This window comes from Tamaricihabitans halophyticus, assembly GCF_004340875.1.
GTDB lineage: Bacteria > Actinomycetota > Actinomycetes > Mycobacteriales > Pseudonocardiaceae > Tamaricihabitans > Tamaricihabitans halophyticus.
In genome coordinates this window covers 481,583-498,656 of record NZ_SLXQ01000002.1, presented here as the reverse complement: position 1 = coordinate 498,656, position 17,074 = coordinate 481,583, and the positions used below count along the sequence as shown (strand labels likewise).

At 66.7% G+C, this 17,074-nt stretch carries 18 protein-coding genes; 10 read left to right on the top strand and 8 right to left on the bottom strand.

From position 1 onward, the window contains the following. Positions 1-65 precede the first annotated feature (65 nt). The 5 genes from EV191_RS09935 (at position 66) to EV191_RS30950 (ending at position 4,063) form a co-directional block, all read left to right on the top strand. The gene (locus EV191_RS09935) at positions 66-1,625 is read left to right on the top strand and encodes an alpha/beta hydrolase (RefSeq protein ID WP_132876615.1); all 1,560 of its coding nucleotides are present in this window, start codon (positions 66-68) and stop codon (positions 1,623-1,625) included. 170 nt (positions 1,626-1,795) lie between these two features. Next, on the top strand, positions 1,796-2,707 hold the full coding sequence (locus tag EV191_RS09930; RefSeq protein WP_132876614.1) for a helix-turn-helix domain-containing protein: 912 nt from the start codon (positions 1,796-1,798) through the stop codon (positions 2,705-2,707). Between the two features lie 19 nt (positions 2,708-2,726). After that, the gene (locus EV191_RS09925) at positions 2,727-2,843 is read left to right on the top strand and encodes a DUF397 domain-containing protein (protein ID WP_341539603.1); all 117 of its coding nucleotides are present in this window, start codon (positions 2,727-2,729) and stop codon (positions 2,841-2,843) included. A 232-nt stretch (positions 2,844-3,075) separates the two neighbouring features. Then, a complete protein-coding gene (locus EV191_RS09920) occupies positions 3,076-3,303 on the top strand; it encodes a hypothetical protein (protein ID WP_132876613.1) in 228 nt (75 codons plus the stop codon). A 127-nt stretch (positions 3,304-3,430) separates the two neighbouring features. Beyond that, positions 3,431-4,063: a DUF3558 domain-containing protein gene (locus tag EV191_RS30950; RefSeq protein WP_132876612.1), complete on the top strand. Its 633-nt coding sequence runs from the start codon at positions 3,431-3,433 to the stop codon at positions 4,061-4,063. Positions 4,064-4,070: 7 nt separating this feature from the next. On the opposite strand, the gene EV191_RS09910 is transcribed toward EV191_RS30950, so the two are convergent. The 5 genes from EV191_RS09910 to EV191_RS30340 all read right to left on the bottom strand — a co-directional run bounded on the left by EV191_RS09910 (position 4,071) and on the right by EV191_RS30340 (position 9,576). Beyond that, a complete protein-coding gene (locus EV191_RS09910) occupies positions 4,071-5,345 on the bottom strand; it encodes an SAM-dependent methyltransferase (RefSeq protein ID WP_132876611.1) in 1,275 nt (424 codons plus the stop codon). Between the two features lie 92 nt (positions 5,346-5,437). Further along, positions 5,438-6,142 (bottom strand): DUF998 domain-containing protein, encoded by a 705-nt coding sequence (locus EV191_RS09905; RefSeq protein WP_132876610.1) that lies wholly within the window; start codon positions 6,140-6,142, stop codon positions 5,438-5,440. A gap of 131 nt (positions 6,143-6,273) precedes the next feature. Beyond that, positions 6,274-8,670, bottom strand: coding sequence for a Tex family protein (locus tag EV191_RS09900; RefSeq protein ID WP_132876747.1), 2,397 nt, complete (start codon positions 8,668-8,670; stop codon positions 6,274-6,276). Between the two features lie 175 nt (positions 8,671-8,845). Beyond that, a complete protein-coding gene (locus tag EV191_RS09895) occupies positions 8,846-9,298 on the bottom strand; it encodes a helix-turn-helix domain-containing protein (RefSeq protein ID WP_207894474.1) in 453 nt (150 codons plus the stop codon). Further along, on the bottom strand, positions 9,295-9,576 hold the full coding sequence (locus tag EV191_RS30340) for a hypothetical protein (protein ID WP_207894473.1): 282 nt from the start codon (positions 9,574-9,576) through the stop codon (positions 9,295-9,297). Before EV191_RS30340 ends, EV191_RS09895 begins: the two co-directional genes overlap by 4 nt. A gap of 58 nt (positions 9,577-9,634) precedes the next feature. Between EV191_RS30340 and EV191_RS09890 the strand changes: the two genes are divergently transcribed. Continuing rightward, positions 9,635-10,810: a serine hydrolase domain-containing protein gene (locus EV191_RS09890; RefSeq protein ID WP_207894472.1), complete on the top strand. Its 1,176-nt coding sequence runs from the start codon at positions 9,635-9,637 to the stop codon at positions 10,808-10,810. On the opposite strand, the gene EV191_RS09885 is transcribed toward EV191_RS09890, so the two are convergent. Beyond that, entirely contained in the window at positions 10,789-12,960 is a 2,172-nt protein-coding gene (locus EV191_RS09885) for an MMPL family transporter (RefSeq protein WP_132876608.1), read from the bottom strand. The two genes, EV191_RS09890 and EV191_RS09885, sit on opposite strands and share 22 nt — an antisense overlap. Positions 12,961-13,061: 101 nt before the next feature. Here EV191_RS09885 and EV191_RS09880 point away from each other — a divergent pair, with 101 nt between their 5' ends. The 4 genes from EV191_RS09880 (at position 13,062) to msrB (ending at position 15,686) form a co-directional block, all read left to right on the top strand. Continuing rightward, on the top strand, positions 13,062-13,763 hold the full coding sequence (locus EV191_RS09880; protein ID WP_132876607.1) for a response regulator transcription factor: 702 nt from the start codon (positions 13,062-13,064) through the stop codon (positions 13,761-13,763). Next, the gene (locus EV191_RS09875) at positions 13,763-14,923 is read left to right on the top strand and encodes a sensor histidine kinase (RefSeq protein WP_132876606.1); all 1,161 of its coding nucleotides are present in this window, start codon (positions 13,763-13,765) and stop codon (positions 14,921-14,923) included. The genes EV191_RS09880 and EV191_RS09875 overlap by 1 nt, the downstream gene beginning before the upstream one ends. A 33-nt stretch (positions 14,924-14,956) precedes the next feature. Beyond that, positions 14,957-15,193, top strand: coding sequence for a hypothetical protein (locus tag EV191_RS09870; RefSeq protein WP_132876605.1), 237 nt, complete (start codon positions 14,957-14,959; stop codon positions 15,191-15,193). Positions 15,194-15,257: 64 nt separating this feature from the next. Further along, positions 15,258-15,686: a peptide-methionine (R)-S-oxide reductase MsrB gene (gene msrB / locus EV191_RS09865; protein ID WP_132876604.1), complete on the top strand. Its 429-nt coding sequence runs from the start codon at positions 15,258-15,260 to the stop codon at positions 15,684-15,686. Positions 15,687-15,768: 82 nt separating this feature from the next. Here msrB and hemQ read toward each other — a convergent pair whose 3' ends face one another. Together hemQ and EV191_RS09855 are read right to left on the bottom strand one after the other, a co-directional pair. Then, a complete protein-coding gene (gene hemQ / locus EV191_RS09860) occupies positions 15,769-16,476 on the bottom strand; it encodes a hydrogen peroxide-dependent heme synthase (protein WP_132876603.1) in 708 nt (235 codons plus the stop codon). A gap of 60 nt (positions 16,477-16,536) precedes the next feature. Next, positions 16,537-16,974: a MarR family winged helix-turn-helix transcriptional regulator gene (locus EV191_RS09855; RefSeq protein ID WP_132876602.1), complete on the bottom strand. Its 438-nt coding sequence runs from the start codon at positions 16,972-16,974 to the stop codon at positions 16,537-16,539. Between the last annotated feature and the right edge of the window lie 100 nt (positions 16,975-17,074).

The following is a 17,074-nucleotide window of genomic DNA, read 5'->3' as shown; positions in this document are numbered from 1 at the left end:
CACCCTCACTCAGGTCTCACCCAAGGCGTGCGAGGCTGGCGGGCAGCCGTAGTTGAGGGGGTGTCGTGCCGAGCAGGTCAACAGCGCACCGCGTGCGTGGTGTGCTGCTCAGTATCGGCGTGCTGTTGTTGATCGGCGCGTGCACCGCGGGCCCGTCCACCCGGCCGGCAGTGGTCATGCAGGAACAGGGTGATCAGGACCGGCAACGCGAGCGTGGCCCGGCGAAGCTGCCGCCGCTGGAGCGACCGGATTCGCGAATCAGCTGGTCGGAGTGCACCGAGGAGATCAAGCAGCGCTCCACGGTCACGCTGGCCGGGGACGCGAACTACGAATGCGCCGAGGTCCGCGGCCTGCTGACATCCCCGGACAGCCCGCAGGACCAGGGCAGTTCGCGGATCGCGGTGTCGAAGGTCGGCGAAGGGCAAACGCCACTTCTCGTGCTGAACGACGTGACGGGTACGCCGGGCACGGTGTATGCCGCGCAGCTGGCCGAGCGGCTACCCGACGAGCTGCTCAAGCAGTTCTCGCTGATCGGCGTGGACCGCAGGGGTACCGGCGAATCCGATGCGGCGAACTGTGTGCCGGCGGCCACCCGCGCGCAGCTTGTCGAGATCGATCCGGCCGCGACGGATGTGACACCGGTACTCGACGCGGCACGGGAAGCGGGTAAGGAATGTGCGCTGCGACTGGAGACACAGTTCAGCGCGCTGGAGACCAGCCATGCCATCGCCGATCTGGAAGCCGTACGGGAAGCACTGGGGTTGCGCCATCTGAACGCGATCGCTCGCGGCGAGGCTTCCCGGTTGCTCAGCCTGTATGCGACGAACCACCCGGACCGCACCGGGCGCCTGGTGCTGGATGGCGCGCCCGACCCTGGCGATGACGAACTGGCCGCGACCGAAGAGACCGCGGCCGGCGCGGATGCGGCCTTTGCGGCGTTCGCCGCCAACTGCACCGGTGGGGACTGCCCACTCGGCGGGGATCCGCAGGGTGCGCTGACCGAACTGCTGGACACCTTGCGAGGTAACGAAACGCGGACGGGCCAGGGCGTGACCATGGGTCCGGGAACGGCGCTGTACGCGGTACTCGTTGGGTTGGCCGATCGTTCGCGGTGGCCCGAGCTGGCAACCGCGGTCGCCGAGGCGCGCGGCGGTAACACGGGCAAACTCGCGACCTTTGTGGAACCGATGTTGGCCGGATCCCCCACCCTGCCGCCTGGGCTGGATGGCGCGCTGGTGAACAGCTGCAATGACCGGATGGATCGGCTCGCTCCCAACCAGATCACCGAGACGGCGGGCGACTGGGCGAACAAGTATCCCGTGTTCGGCTCGTTGATCGCGCAACGGCTTGCCTGGTGTTCGCCGTGGCAGCGCCGGACCGAGCCGTTGCCCACTCCGGATGGCGCCAATGCGCCGCCGATTCTGGTGCTCAGTACGAAGGCTGACCCGATCACGCCGGAGCGTGGCACGGCGCGCGCCGCGGATCGGTTGCGCACCGCCGTACGGGTCGAATGGCAGGGCGCCGGGCATGGCGCGATGGGACAGTCGGACTGCGCGACGGAAGCCGCGACCGCGTTTCTCACGAATGGCACCGTGCCGAACGACGGCACCCCTTGCCCCGCCTGACTTCGCCGGGCTCCGTAACCGCAATCTTTAGGGATCTTGCGCCCGTTTGTGGACAGAGGTGTCGCGAGGTTAGTGAACCAATTGCACGCCGAACAATCGATGCGTCTTTCCGGCGAACAACTCGCGTTGACGGTGCTCGACGTCGGCTGCCCTCGCTAGGTTGGGCCACCATGGAAAGCGATTTCCCCACGATCCGCAGCCGACAACTCGGCGATGCGATGAGACAGGCCCTGCGCGCGACCGGACTGTCCGGTAAGGAGATAGCGCGCAAGCTCCGCTGGGACGAGGCGCGACTGTCGCGCAACCTCAGCGGTAAACGTGCCTGCGCCGAACTGGATCTGTCCGCGTTCCTAGCGGTATGTGATGTCACCGGCGCGGAGCGGGACCGGATGCTGTGGTTGTGCCGGGAGGCAAACCGTCCCGGCTTGCTGCAGCAGTTCGGCACGGGGCTCCCGAAGCAGCTCCGCATCCTGGTCGACCTGGAGAACAACGCGGCGAAGTATCACAGTTTTCAACTTTGCATGGTGCCAGGCTTGTTGCAGACCGGCGATTACACCAGGGCGTTACTCACCGAGGCCGGCAATGTTCCGCCAACCGAAATCGACGAACGAGTGGCCGCCCGGCTGGCCCGGCAGAGCCTGCTGAGCCGCGAGCAACCGATTCAGTTCACGTTCTTCGTCCACGAGTTCGCGCTTCGCCTCCCGGTCGGTGGCGCGGAGGTCATGTCCGAACAGCTGCACCACCTGCTGCGGATGGCGGTACGGCCGCATATCGACCTGCGGGTGGTCCCGGCCCATCAGGGCGGGCACGCCGGGGTCGCGGGCGCCTTCCTCCTACTGGACATCGTCGATTTCAAGCCGGTCGTCTACCTGGAAAGCCAGACGACCAGCGTGTTTCTCGAGGAAGCGGCAGAGATTGCCACCTATCGGGCCATGTTGGCCAGGCTCGCGGAGACAGCCCTGGATGCGCGACAATCGAAGGAGCTGATTGGCAATACCGCGATCGAGCTCTATCCGGATGGAGACAGTAGCGATGACCATGCCCGACCCGAAGACCATGACTTGGCGCACCAGCAGCTATAGCGGCGACAACGGTGACTGCGTGGAGGTAGCACGTGCCGAGGACACCGTCTACCTGCGGGACACCAAGAACCGCGCGGGCGACCACCTCACCATCCCTTGCTCCGCCTGGCGCGCCCTACTCACCGAACTGGACTAACTTCTCCCAATCAGGTGACCGTAGGTTAACCTCCAGGGGAATTAACAGCGCTCTATCCAGCTCGTTCTGACTGATTGCCCTCGCGACAATCGCATGCGGTGATACCGTGCTGGCAGCATGTAGCCGTACGCGATCGTCGCATGGGAGGGGAACATGAGCCAGCCAGCAGAAGGTCCGGGCGCAGCCATTGGGCTCGGGGGCCGTCGCTATCGGCACCAATCAGATTAACCAGTTGGAGGAAGTCGCCAGCGGCGGTGGCGAGTCGGCGGGACGTTTCGAGTACACCGAAGAACAACTTCGCTCTATCAAGAACAGGTGGCAACGCCTGGCTGACTCCTACGAGATGGACGCCCGGAAGGCAGAAGTACTGACGCAGATCGAGGGGCCGGGCGATGAATACGTTAGTGCCCGTTACGCATTGGCAGCCAATGCTGCTGGACAAAGGTCATCGACTCACTGATTGAACGTCGCGACTATTGTCTTGTGCAGGTGGATAAGTGCGCTGCGGCCCTAGGCGATTACAACGAGACGGAAGACGAGGCAGAACGCAACCTGAAGAAGCAGGATGGATCGGTGGGTCCCGTTTGATGCTACGTACCGGTAAAGCATCGCTGTTTGTTCTCGCAGTCGCCTCTTTGACCCTTGTTGGATGTTCGACGGAAGAGCCCGGCACCGCAGAACCCGCATCGCCACAGAGCAATGGCTCCTCGCCGAGCCCATCTTCGAATGATGACGGCGGCCTACCGGGACACGGTGCTCCTGCCGTTGAAGAACCGTTGGACGTGTCCAAGTTCGAACAGGATCCATGTGCGGCGTTGACACCCAACCAACTGAATGATTTGAACCTTCCCGAACAAGGGGAAGTAGACAAGGATTCAACCGCTGGACCTACCTGCAGCTGGGCAAATGTTGAAACGTCCGGCCTCGCGAGCATAATTCTTGTTACTGCCGGTGGACGCGGGTTGACCGGAGTCTATGACGCCAATTCACGCGGCCGGTACAACGTGTTCGAGCCGGTCGGTGACATCGAAGGGCATCCAGCTGTCATATATGCCACCCGGGCAGTCAGCCGAAGCTGCACCGTCTCCGTGGGACTGCGGGACGATCTGTCGATGGACGTTGGTGTGCGAACGTCGTCCAGTAACCAAAGTGGCGACGCCTGCGAGACCGTACAAGGTATAGCAGGGTACATGCTGCAAACGATGAAAGCCGCCCAGTAGCCGGGCATCAGATCCGGCGGACGGCGGGCATCCCGCTGCCGCCGTCGGTGTCAGGGCGTATCGCGAGTACCTGGTTCACCCCGATTCGACCGATCGCGAAGGTCAGCGCGCAGGCGGACATGTACAGCTGCCACACCCGCGCCCGCCCGATACTGGTCAGCCGCACGGCCTCGGCCCAGCCGGAGCGCAGATTGTCCACCCACGCCCGCAGCGTTCGCGCGTAGTGCTCGCGCAGCGACTGCACATCGCGAACCTCGAAACCGCCCTGCTCCAACGCGCTTACCTGCACCCCAAGCGGTTCGAGTTCGCCGTCCGGGAACACGTAGCGGTCGATGAACGAGGACTTGTCCTTGCGCACGGTGAACTCCGGCCGCCGGGATATCGCGTGGTTGAGCAGCCGCCCCCGCGGTGTCAGCAACTCGAACAGGGTGGCCGCATACCCGGGCAACCCGGCCGCCCCGACATGCTCGGCCATCCCGACGCTCGCGATCGCGTCATACGGCCCATCCTGGATCTCGCGATAATCCTGCACCCTGATCTCGACCAAGTCGCCGAGACCTTCCTCGGCGACCCGCTTCCTGGCGAACTCGGCCTGCTCGGTGGACAGCGTGATGCCCACCGCACGCGCCCCGTACTCGCGTGCGGCATGCCGCACGAAACCGCCCCAGCCGCAGCCGACGTCCAGGACCCGCATGCCGGGGCGTAACTCCAGTTTGCGTGCCACCAGGTCATGCTTGGCCGTCTGCGCCTCGGTGAGATCCTTCGCCTCGTCTGTCCAATAGGCACACGAATAGGTCATCGAAGGCCCGAGCACCAGCCCGTAGAACTCGTTGCTGAGGTTGTAGTGATGCGCGATCGCGGAAGCATCCCGCCGCAACGAATGTCGCCGCCCGGCAAGCCGAACCTCCTCGACCGGTGGCTTCGGCGGCGGTCCGAGCACACCGAGGCGCAACGCCGCTTTCAGCGCGGCCACCCGACCCGTGCGGTCCGCCCTGATCGGCTCACCGCGTTCCGGATGCACCACCCTGTCCAGCTGGGCGAGACTTTCGAACAGGTCACCGTCCACATCGAGATCGCCCGAAACGAACGCGCGCGCCAAGCCCAACTCGTTGGGTGCCCACAACAGTCGGCGCAACGCCCTCCGGCGGCGCAGCGTCAGATGGACGGAGGCATCCGGTGGGCCCGCGACACTACCGTCCCAACAACGCAATCGGACACGAAGCTGATCACCAAGCACGGCACCCAGTAACGGGTAGATCGTTTCCGCGGCGGCACGAGCCATCTCGCTACTCCACTTGTCGACCCGGTTCCGCTCGCCGAACGCCGCGCCTCCCGCTCACCGCTCAATCGCCCGGCGAAGCCCTGTGATCCAGACTAGCCCCGCGCGACCGGTGCTGCCCACTCCTGAACGGCCCCAGTCGATTCCGACCGTCCATCCGCCGCCCGCCACGTCCATACCGAGAACAGCAACAGCAGGCATCCGTCCAGCACGGCCACGATGCGCTCGAAGAACCCGTTCGGTAGATACGGCTGCCAGTCCTGGTTCAGCAGCACCTCACCCACCATGGGGAGCACGAAGGGCACGAACAGCGGCAGACACACCACCGCAAACCACCACGACCAGCGAGCGAACCGTAGCCACTCCGGGTGCGACCGGTACCGCCTGCCGATGGCCAAACCGGTCACCGCAAGGCCCACACAGCAGGCAATCGTGGCGGCAAGGTGGATCTTGCCGGCCATCGTCACCGCCCCACCTTGCGGGTCCTTGAGGAACAGCACGACCAGCGGCAAACCACCGCACCAGGCCACCATGCCCGCCACCGCCAGCACGCCACGCAGCACGCCAGCCAGCCACATCCCCACCAGCAACGCCACCGAGCCGACGGCGGTGACGATCAGCGCGAGATCCCACAGCCAGCGTCCCGGCCGGTGCGCATAGTGGCTGAGCACGTCGGTGAACGGGCTGAGCCCGCCCAGCGTCGGGCTGATATGCAACAAACCCAGTAACACGATCGCCACGGCACACGCCAAGACCGCAAGCACGGAAAGCACGCGCACGATCCGATGAGCACCGGCCATGCTGTCGCAGATTACCGGGCCACCACCAGATCGCAATCTATTTGGGGATATTGCGGTGAAAGGATCACCGGTTCGAGTCGACAAAGGACCGCCGCGCGGGCCCGATCAGACCCGCGCGGCGCGACAATCGATCAGCGGTCGCCGAACCCAGCCCGGCGTAGCGCATCGGCCATCGAGCCGCTTGGCGCGCCACCATCACGCTGCCGACCGCCACCCTTGCCCTTCCCGCCTTGGCCGCCCTTACCACCTTGGCCGCCCTTGCGCTGCTGCCCACGATCCGCGGCTGGCCGCTCGCCGCGCTGGTTGCCACCGGACTTACCGGTGGCACGGCCGCCGCCGACCTCATCGTCCAGCCGCAGGGTGAGGCCGATCCGCTTGCGGGCAACGTCCACTTCGAGCACCTTGACCCGGACGATATCCCCAGACTTCACCACATCGCGTGGGTCAGACACGAACGATTTGGACATGGCCGAAACGTGTACCAGTCCATCCTGGTGCACCCCGATGTCCACGAAGGCGCCGAAGGCGGCGACGTTCGTGACCACACCTTCCAGCACCATCTCCGGCTTGAGGTCGGCGAGCGTCTCCACGCCTTCGGCGAACGCGGCCGTCTGGAACTCCGGCCGAGGGTCCCTACCGGGTTTTTCCAACTCCGTCAGGATGTCGTTCACGGTTGGCAGACCAACCGAATCGTCCACAAACGCCTTCGGGTCCAGCCCGCGCAACAACGAGCCGTTGCCGATCAGCGCGTCCAGCTCGCTGCCGGTGGCCTCCTTGATCCGGTGCACCACCGGATAGGACTCCGGGTGCACCGCCGAAGCGTCCAGCGGATCGTCCCCGCCCCGAATCCGCAGGAAGCCCGCGCACTGTTCGAAAGCTTTCGGCCCGAGGCGCGGCACGTCCTTCAGCCCGCCACGGGACTGGAACCGGCCGGTAGCCTCGCGGTGCGTGACGATGCTTTCGGCAAGGCTCGCGCCGATGCCGGACACCCTGGTCAGTAGCGGCACCGACGCGGTGTTCACATCGACCCCGACGGCATTCACACAGTCCTCGACCACCGCTTCCAGGGAACGGGACAGCTTCGCCTCGGAGACATCGTGCTGGTACTGGCCAACCCCGATCGACTTCGGCTCGATCTTGACCAGCTCGGCCAGCGGGTCCTGCAACCTACGGGCGATGGACACCGCGCCCCGTAGCGACACGTCCAGTTCGGGGAACTCACGGGAAGCGTACGCCGAGGCGGAGTACACCGAAGCGCCGGCTTCGGACACCACGATCTTGGTCAGCTTGGGCTGCACCTTCACCAGCTCGGCGGCCAGCCTGTCGGTCTCCCTGGACGCGGTGCCATTGCCGATCGCGATCAGCTCGACACCGTGCGCCTGCACCAGTCGCGCCAACACCGCGAGCGCCTCGTCCCAGCGCCCCTGCGGTTTGTGCGGATAGATCGTCTCGGTCGCGACCAGTTTGCCGGTCGCGTCGATCACCGCCACCTTCGTGCCGGTCCGGTACCCGGGGTCCAGCCCCAGCGTTGCCCGGTACCCGGCGGGCGCGGCGAGCAGCAGATCCCGCAGGTTGCTCGCGAACACCCGGACCGCCTCGTCCTCCGCGACCTGCCGCAGCCGGCCACGCATATCGATACCCAGGTTCATCAGGATGCGGGTACGCCACGCCCAGCGGACCGCGTCCAGCAGCCAGCGATCCGCTGCTCGCCCCTCGTCGGCGATCTCGAACCGGTGCGCGATGCTGCGCTCGTAGCTGCTCGGACCGCCGTCTTCACTCGGCTCCTCGGGGATCACGTCGAGTTCGAGTGCTTCTTCCTTCTCCCCTCGGAACATGGCGAGAATCCGGTGCGAAGGCAGCTTGTCCAGTGGCTCGGCGAACTCGAAGTAGTCCGCGAATTTGGCGCCCTCGGTCTCCTTTCCTTCCCGCACGGCGGATTTCAGCTGACCGCGTGCCCACATCCGCTCCCGCAGCTCGCCGATCAGGTCGGCGTCCTCGGCGAAGCGTTCGACCAGGATGGCTCGCGCTCCTTCCAGCGCCGCGGTTTCGTCGGCCACGCCGGCCTCGGCGTCCACGAACGCAGCGGCCTCGGTCTTCGGGTCGTGGCTGGGGTCGGTGATCAGCAGATCGGCGAGCGGTTCCAGACCGGCTTCCCGCGCGATCTGCGCTTTGGTCCGCCGCTTCGGCTTGTAGGGCAGGTAGATGTCCTCGAGCCGGGCTTTCGAATCCGCGGCCATGATCCGCGCGCGCAGCTCGTCATCCAGTTTGCCCTGCTCGTGGATCGAGGTGAGGATCGCCGTCCGGCGTTCCTCGAGCTCACGCAGATAGCGCAGCCGCTCCTCGAGCGTGCGCAGCTGCTCGTCGTCCAGGCCACCGGTGACCTCCTTCCGGTAGCGGGCGATGAACGGCACCGTTGAACCACCATCGAGGAGTTCCACGGCGGCTCGCACCTGCCTCGGCCCGACCGTGAGTTCCTCGGCGATCCGCTGGTGCAGGGCTCGCTCAGCCTGCGCGGCATCCGGTTGGATCGGTTCCGTCTCGCTTACCTGCGGCGAGTTGGCGGTCGTCACGATGCTGTTGCCTCCACTGCACTCTTCTCGCTTCCTGGATGGTCGCTTTCTGGCTGCGCGCTGGTCACGCTGGGCGTTGCCTCGTGCATTGTGCTCCAACACCCCGAGTGCGCACGCACCGCCCGGGCCGTCGTCAGCTCGGTGTACCCGCGATCGCGGCGGGTGTGCGGCCGACCAGCCGCCTGCTGGTTCGTGTCAGATGCGCCTGATCGGCGAACCCCGCGAGTAGCGCGGCCTGGCTGACCGGCACCCGAGGCAACTCGGCGATCGCGTGGCCGACCCGATGCCACTGCCGAAGCCGAACCAGCGAGATCCCCACATCCCGGTCGACAAGTGCGCGTAACCGGGGCAGGGACAGCCCGACCTCCGCGCCAAGATCGGCGATCCGGGCGGTACGCGGCAGCGCCTCAAGCACGTACTGGACGCGCGGATCAACCGGCGGCGCCGGCCCGAGCAACGTGACCAGTTCCCTTCGCGCGGCTGGCAGGTCCGGCGCGGGCCCAGCCAACCGCAGCGCCGCGAGTAGCCGGCGCACGGTGGCCGGTTCGATCGGCGCGGCCGCGGCCTCCCGCGCGCGGGAGGTCAACCATGGGTTGACGAACAGCGCGACATAACCGGATGAGACATACGCCTGGTGACTGGCCTGCGGTGCGACCAGTACTCCCCCCTGCCCTGCACGATGGTGCCGCCGGCGAGCACGACCGCGGCCGCGCCACCGATCGGTAGCAGCACCTTCCATGCCGGATGGTGACTTCGCGGTGCCCAGGCCGCCACCGGTTCACCGAACAGGTAAAGCCCCGCGATTCCCGCGAACCGCGCACGGCAATCGTTCTGTTCAAGAAACCACGTCGAAACCGATGTCATGCTCACCCATCCAGGACAAGGAACGGTTCCACGATAGAGGCAGGCAGGGGCAGGGCCAGTGAGCGAGCAGCGGATCGAGCCGAACGGCGGCTGGCGGAGCGAGTACGAACCGGTCGTCGAGGTATTTCGGGACAACTTCGACCGGCACGGCGAGATCGGCGCCGGCTTCGCCGTGTACCAGGACGGCGAACCGGTCGTCGATGTCTGGGCCGGCCACCGGGATCCGGCTGGCTCGACGCCATGGTCGGCGGACACGCTGTGCTGCGTGTTCTCCGCGACCAAGGGCGTGACCGCGTTGGCCGCGCACCTGCTCGCCGATCGTGGCGAGCTGGATCTGGACGCGCCGGTCACCCGCTACTGGCCCGAGTTCGCCGCCGGCGGCAAGGAACGGATCCCCGTGCGCTATCTGCTCTCCCACCAGGCGGGCCTCGCCGCCACGCCGCGACCGGTCACTCTGGAGGACGTCTGCGATTGGGACGTGATGACCACGATGCTCGCCGAGATGTCGCCGTGGTGGCGGCCTGGCGAGCTGAGTTGCTATCACGCCAACACCTTCGGTTGGCTCGTCGGTGAGGTGATCCGGCGGATCAGCGGCGCGAGCGTCGGCGAGTTCGTGCGGCGCGAGCTCACCGAACCGCTCGGCCTGGACTTCCATATCGGACTGGGCGCGGCGGAACGCGACCGGCTGGCCGGGCTGGAGGAGGTCTACCCCGCGGTTGCCGCGATGCGCGCGGCGGAGGGGCTGCCCGAGGTGGTCGCGGCGATGCTCGCCGGCCCGTGGGGCCTGCCGTACGCGCTGGACGCACGCTGGCAGGCCGCACAGCTGCCCGCGGTGAACGGCCACGGCACCGCGCACGGGCTGGCCAGGATGTACGCCGCGCTGGCCGGTGACGGCCACCTCGACGGGGTACGAGTGCTCTCCGGCGCGGACGCCATCGAGCGCTGTCGCGCCGGCCAGGGCACACTGCATGATCTGTTTATCAACCTGGCCGCGCCCGATTTCCCGAACGAATGGGGACCCGGCTACACCCGGAACAACGGCGGCCACTACGGACCGAACCCGGATGCCTTCGGTTTCACCGGCTACGGCGGGTCCTTCGGCTTCGCCGATCCCGAGCATCGACTGGCCATCGGATACGTGACGAACCGGCTGTCCTGGCCGGCGGACCCGCTCGCCGGTGACCCACGCACCCGAGGGCTGGTCGATGCCACCTACGCCTGCCTGGCCAGCTGAACCCCCTCAGCCGCGCGCTCCCGCACAGGGGACGCCGGTACCCGCAGCAGCCGGGCTGCCCAGGCGGGAAGCCACCAGTTCCAGCGGCCGAACATCGCCACGGTGGCCGGCACCAGGACCCCGCGAACCAGTGTGGCGTCCAGGATGATCCCGACCGCGATCCCGGAAGCGAACATGGCCACGTCCAGCTCGCCGCCGGAGGCCACCGCTCCGAAGGAGAGGCACAGGATCAGCGCGGCGCAGCTGACCAACCGACCGGTTCGGCCGAGCCCGTGCACCACCGCCGCCTGGGTACTGCTGGTGCGGTCGTATTCCTCACGTATCCTGGCCAGCACGAACACCTCGTAGTCCATTGACAACCCATAAAGGAACGCGAACACGGTGACCGGCACGAAGGTCCCGATAGTTCCGTTCGCCGGAATACCGAAAAGCTGCTCGGTACCCCAGCCGAACTGCCAGATCAGCACGAGTATCCCCAGCACCGCACCGAGCGAAAGCAGATTCACCAGGATCGCCTTGACCGGTAACAGCAGGGACCGGAAGGCGCGGGCCAACAACACGAAGGTGACCAACCCCAGCACAGCGATCATCACTGGCAGTGCGGTGTAGACCACGTCGACGTAGTCCAGCTGCTGCGCGGTGTTGCCGCCGACCAGCACCCCATCCGGTACGGCGGCGCGAACCTCGGACACGAGTTGCTGACCGGCCACCGAACCGCCCTCGTCGACTGGAACCACGCTGAGCACGGCGGCTTCGCCCGAACGCCATTGGGCATCCTCGGGTGCGGCGACCGCCCGTACCCCGGGCAGTTCGCCGAGCCGTGCGGTGACCTCCGGCGCCAAGGCCGCATCGGGCAGGTACACATCGAACGAACCAAGTACACCTGATGGAATGCCGGCATCACGCAGGGTGGTCAAGCCAGCATGCCCTGGCCCGTGCTCGGCCAGCTGATCACTGTTTGGCAGCGAGGGATTCACCGCGAAGGCGACGACGGCCAGCGTCCCGAGCAGCGCGGTGACCCCGCCTGCGGCCAGCCGTCGGTGCCGGACCACCCAGCGGCCGATCGCGGTCCAGGTAGCGCTCGCCGCCTTGTCCCTGCGCACCGCGCGATCATTGCCCACCAGCCAACGCCGGCCGTTGACCAGCAGCATCGGGAAAAGCACCAGGGTCACCAGCACGCTGCTCAGCGCGATCGCCATTCCGCCGAGTCCGAGACCACGCAGGAACGGGATGGGCAGCGCGGTGAGCGCGGCCAGCCCGATCGCCACCGCTACCCCACTGAACACCACCGAATTGCCCGCCCTGGTCATCGCCAGCCGGGTGGCTTCCTCCGCCGAAGCCCCGCGCGATCGCTCCTCCCGCCATCGGGTGACCAGCAGCAACGCGTAGTCGATGGCGATTCCGAGGCCGATCAGGGGCAGTGCCATCAGCGCCGCGTGCGGAATCTCGGCGACAGTGGAGACGGCGAGTAGCACCAGCATCGAGATGGGCACCGCCACCGCCGCGATCAGCAGCGGAACGAGGGCAAGCGCCGAGCGGAACAACCAGTACAGCACCGCGGCCGCGGCGAGCACCGCCACGGCGAGCTTCACCGGCACGTCGAGCCCGCCGGCATCACCACTGGTCGCGAGCGTATCCAGACCAGTGACGTGTAGTTCCGCACTGGCTGGCAGTTCCGGTCGCAGCAGCTCAGCGATCTCCGGGCCGACATCGGGCGTTTCACCGAGCGCGTCGCCAGGCATGCCGCCCTGTTCCACGGGCGCGCGGTAAACGAGTCCGTAGGCACTCGTCCGGTCCGGGCTGAGAAAGCCAGGATCCTCCGTGTTGCCGTAGTGCGCGACGCGCATTCCCGGTTGCTCGCCCAGCGTGTCGAAGGCATCCGCGAGTACCGAAGCGGTGCCCGGGTCCGTCGCGGTTTGTCCACCAGGCAAAGTGATCACTGGCACGAACGGGCGTTCATAGCCGCCGGTGCCGAATTCCGCACTGATCCGCTGGTTGGCTTCCCATGCGGGCAGACCCGGATATTCGTACTCCTCAGCCACGTGCTGAACGAGAAACGGCGTAGCGGCGAGGCCGGCGAGGAACAGAAGGAGTAGCGCGGCGCCGGCCCTGAGGCGGTGCGCCACGATCACGCGTACGAGCTTGTCCATGCCGACCAGACAAGCGACCCGTTCAGTGTGTGTGGTGCCGGCGTTCTGAGAGTTCTCTGTGAACGGCCCCGGCAACGCGAACCGGCGGCGATGATGGAGCGGTGAACGAACAGCCACACCGAGTCCTCGTCGTGGACGACGAGGAGTACCTCGCCGACCTGGTGGCCACCGCGCTGCGCTACGAAGGATTTGACACCCGCACCACCGGCTCGCACCGTGAGGCGATCCGGCACACCAGGGAGTTTCGCCCGGATCTCATCGTGCTCGACGTACTTCTTCCGGATGGCTCCGGAATGGACACCTGCCGGCAGTTGCGCAGAGATGGCGTACAGACACCCGTACTGTTCCTCACCGCGCGGGACGCGACCGAGGACAAGATCACCGGGCTGTCCATCGGCGGTGATGACTACCTGACCAAACCGTTCAGCCTGCAGGAACTCATCGCCCGCGTTCGGGTGGTACTGCGTAGGACCCAACCGAGCAAGGACAGCGCCAAGCACGTCTTCGCCGATCTCGAGTTGGACGAGGACGCCTACCAGGTCCGGCGTGCCGGGGTGCTGATCGAGCTCACCCCGACCGAGTTCACCCTGCTGCGGTACCTCCTGATCAACGCGGGCAGGGTGCTGACCAAACGGCAGATCCTGGAACACGTCTGGGAATACGACTTCGGCGGCAACGACGCGGTGGTGCAGACCTACATCAGCTACCTGCGCCGCAAGGTTGACGCCACCGAACCGGCGCTGATCCACACGGTCCCTCGGGTGGGCTACGCGTTGCGACTGCCGGAACGGCGGCCGGACTGATGCGGTGGCGCGTTCGTACGAAGGCCAGCCTGCGCACGCGACTGATCATCGTCGTCGTCGGGTTGCTCACCGTGGGGCTGGGTGTGGCCGTGGGCGCGACCTTCGGCGCCCTGCAGGACTGGGACGATGACCGCTACACCGCCCAGCTGGCGGAGATCAGCCCGGCGGCCGTCACGCTGCACGCCGCCCAGTACGCGGAACTGACCGGACGCGTGGCGCGAATCGCGATCGGCACTTTTGTGGTCACGCTGCTCGTGCTCGCACTCCTCGCCGCCCGGCTCATCACCAGGGAGTTACGACCGCTCAACGCGGTTACCGCGGCGGCGGTCCAGTTGGGCGACGGTGAGTTGAACACCAGGGTTGCCGATACCGGGGAAGGCACGGAGATCGGCCGGCTCGGCGGTGCGTTCAACGAGATGGCGGGCCAGCTGGAGCGCACCTTCGCCGAGCGCGTCGCCGTCGAGAAACGGCTACGGCGATTCGTCGCGGACGCCTCGCACGAACTCCGCACCCCGGTGGCAACGATCCGTGGTTACGCGGAACTCTTCCACCGAGGTGCCGCCGACCGGCCAGACGACCTTGCCAAGGTCATGCGACGAATCGAGGCAGAGGCAGCACGAATGGGGCTGCTGGTTGATGATCTGCTGCTACTCGCCAGGCTGGACGAGGGCAGCCCGCCGCTGCGGGAGCCAGTCGATCTGCTCGAGCTCGTCACGGACGCGGTAGCCGACGCGCGCGCCACCGAGCCGGACCGGCCGATCCGGCTGGACGCCACGACGGTGCCGCCCGTATCTGGCGACGCGTCGTCGCTGCGGCAGGTCCTCGGCAACCTGCTTGGCAATGTCGCCCGGCACACCCCGCCGACCGCACCCGCGACAGTCACTCTGCGCAGTGCGCGAAACGTGGCGGTCATCAGTGTCACCGATTCGGGCCCTGGGCTGGACGACACCGAGCGCGCAGCCGTATTCGATCGCTTCTACCGGGCCGATCAAGGCAGGTCGCGGGAACACGGTGGAGCCGGTCTTGGCCTTGCCATCGTCGCCGCGATCGCCACGGCACACGGCGGTCGAGTCCGCGCGTTCGCGCCTGCCGCAGGTGGCGCGGGCTTCGAGGTGCGCCTACCACTGGGCGACTCGCCCGATTTGAGGGACATGTCCTAGGCTTGTTCGCGCGGACAGGTTACCGTGGACAATATGGCGCAGATAGGTCATTCCGGCATGAACTGGAATGAACCAGGCTCCGGATCCGCGGGACGCGCGATACCGGCAAGCGCTGCCGCGCGTTTCGACCACGAGCGTGCCGATTCGGTGAATCGCGCGACTGGTTGGCGCCGGATCGCGGCGATTGCCCTGGTGAGCCTGCTGTTACTCGCCGTGCTCATCGCACTCTGGAGCGCACTCGGTTACCTGCTCTCCGCATTCGGCCCGTGACCCGCTGGCGACCTGGCCGGACCACGCCCGGTCCGGGCCCGTCGGATCGGGTTAGCCTGGTGTCATGGAGCAACCAGTCGCCGGCGCGAAACCCGCTGTGGTGAAGTCCGACCAGGAGTGGCGCGCGCAGTTGTCCCCGGACGAGTACGCGGTGCTACGCGAAGCGGCAACCGAACCGGCCTTCCGGGGTGCCTACACCGACACCGAAACCGTTGGCGTCTACCACTGCAGGGCGTGTGACGCCGAGCTGTTCCGCAGCGAGACGAAGTTCCACTCCGGCTGCGGTTGGCCATCCTTCTGGGACCCCACGGACTCGGACGCGGTGCTGCTCCGCGAGGACAACAGCATGGGAATGCGCCGCGTCGAGGTGCTGTGCGCAACCTGCCACGGCCACCTCGGCCACGTCTTCGAGGGCGAGGGCTTCGGTACGCCAACCGACCAGCGGTATTGCATCAACTCGGTCGCCATGCGCCTGGCACCCGCCGAGGCCTGAGCCGGCTAACCTTAAAGAACGCGATCACACGCAGTAACCGCAAGATCCGCAGAGCTCGCGGTTCGATGGAGCCGCGGCTCGGCTACGGCAGGTTGGTCACCACGTCGCTGATCGGTACCCGGGGACCGGTGAAGAACGGGATCTCCTCACGCACATGCCTGCGTGCCTTGCTGGCCCGCAGATGCCGCATCAGGTCCACGATCCGGTGCAGCTCATCGGCTTCGAAGGCGAGGATCCACTCGTAGTCCCCCAGCGCGAACGAGGCCACCGTGTTGGCCCGCACATCCCCGAAATCCCGCGCCTGCATCCCGTGCTCGGCGAGCATCTCGCGACGCTCCTCGTCGGGCAGCAGATACCACTCATAAGACCGGACGAACGGGTAGACGCAGACGTACTTGCGGGGCTCCTCGCCGGCAAGAAACGCGGGCAGGTGGCTCTTGTTGAACTCCGCGGGGCGGTGCAGCGCCACCTGGCTCCACACCGGAACAGACGCCTTGCCGACCGCCGTCCGCCGGAAACCCGAGTAGGCGGCCTGAACCTGCTCGACTTCCTCCGCATGCCACCAGATCAGGTAGTCCGCATCGGCCCGCATACCGGCGATATCGTAAACGCCGCGCACCGTGACACCCTTGTCCGCCAAGGCTTCGAGATAGTCGTTCGCCTCACCGGCCGCCTGCGCCCGGTCGGCGGGCAACCGTCCGGGCTCCGCACGAAAAACCGACCACATGGTGTAACGAATCGTGTCATTGAGTTCGCGAATGCGGGCGGCGTTCGAGGTCGTATCAGCCATACCCCGATTCTGCCCTGCCGATCGCACCGCACCGCCGCCGGGTTTTCGCTCGACGCGCGCCTACTCCGCCGGCGCCTCGGTCGAATGCAACGAGCGCAACCCACTGAGCACGACCGCCGGTTCCGGGATCCGCTCGAGCAGCTCGCTTTCCAGCTCCGCCACCTTCGGCGCCAACCGGCGATACACGGCACGGCCACGCGGACTGAGGTAGACCAACACCCGGCGCCGGTCGGTGGCGTCGACCTCGCGGTACACCGTCGCCGTGGTGACCAGCCGATCCACCACCCTGGTCAAGGTGGGCCCGGTGACCTTGGTGTTCGCGGCCAGCTCGGCCATCGCCATCCCGTGCGAGCCGGCCAGCGATTCGATCACCAGCCACTGGTCGAAGGAGAACCCCTCGTCCTTGACGGCGCGCTGCACGCTACTCGCGACCTCGTGTGCCGCGCGGGTGAGCGCGGCCGTCAACGAAACCTCGGTTACCACGCCGCGCTCCGCCATCTCTCCACCGTCTGTCGCACTTGCGAAATTACCCACCGATTGTAAGACTTCCAGTTGAAAATAAGCCAAGGTATTCGCGAGATCAGCCGATCTTTCGTCC

Bases quoted from the DNA above. Each gene is read 5' to 3' on its own strand.
- EV191_RS09870 (WP_132876605.1), top strand. From the start codon at position 14,957: ATGGCGCAGATAGGTCATTCCGGCATGAACTGGAATGAACCAGGCTCC.
- EV191_RS09910 (WP_132876611.1), bottom strand. From the start codon at position 5,345: ATGGCTCGTGCCGCCGCGGAAACGATCTACCCGTTACTGGGTGCCGTG.
- EV191_RS30340 (WP_207894473.1), bottom strand. From the start codon at position 9,576: ATGACATCGGTTTCGACGTGGTTTCTTGAACAGAACGATTGCCGTGCG.
- EV191_RS30950 (WP_132876612.1), top strand. From the start codon at position 3,431: ATGCTACGTACCGGTAAAGCATCGCTGTTTGTTCTCGCAGTCGCCTCT.
- msrB (WP_132876604.1), top strand. From the start codon at position 15,258: ATGGAGCAACCAGTCGCCGGCGCGAAACCCGCTGTGGTGAAGTCCGAC.
- EV191_RS09885 (WP_132876608.1), bottom strand. From the start codon at position 12,960: ATGGACAAGCTCGTACGCGTGATCGTGGCGCACCGCCTCAGGGCCGGC.
- EV191_RS09875 (WP_132876606.1), top strand. From the start codon at position 13,763: ATGCGGTGGCGCGTTCGTACGAAGGCCAGCCTGCGCACGCGACTGATC.
- hemQ (WP_132876603.1), bottom strand. From the start codon at position 16,476: ATGGCTGATACGACCTCGAACGCCGCCCGCATTCGCGAACTCAATGAC.
- EV191_RS09855 (WP_132876602.1), bottom strand. From the start codon at position 16,974: ATGGCGGAGCGCGGCGTGGTAACCGAGGTTTCGTTGACGGCCGCGCTC.
- EV191_RS09905 (WP_132876610.1), bottom strand. From the start codon at position 6,142: ATGGCCGGTGCTCATCGGATCGTGCGCGTGCTTTCCGTGCTTGCGGTC.
- EV191_RS09930 (WP_132876614.1), top strand. From the start codon at position 1,796: ATGGAAAGCGATTTCCCCACGATCCGCAGCCGACAACTCGGCGATGCG.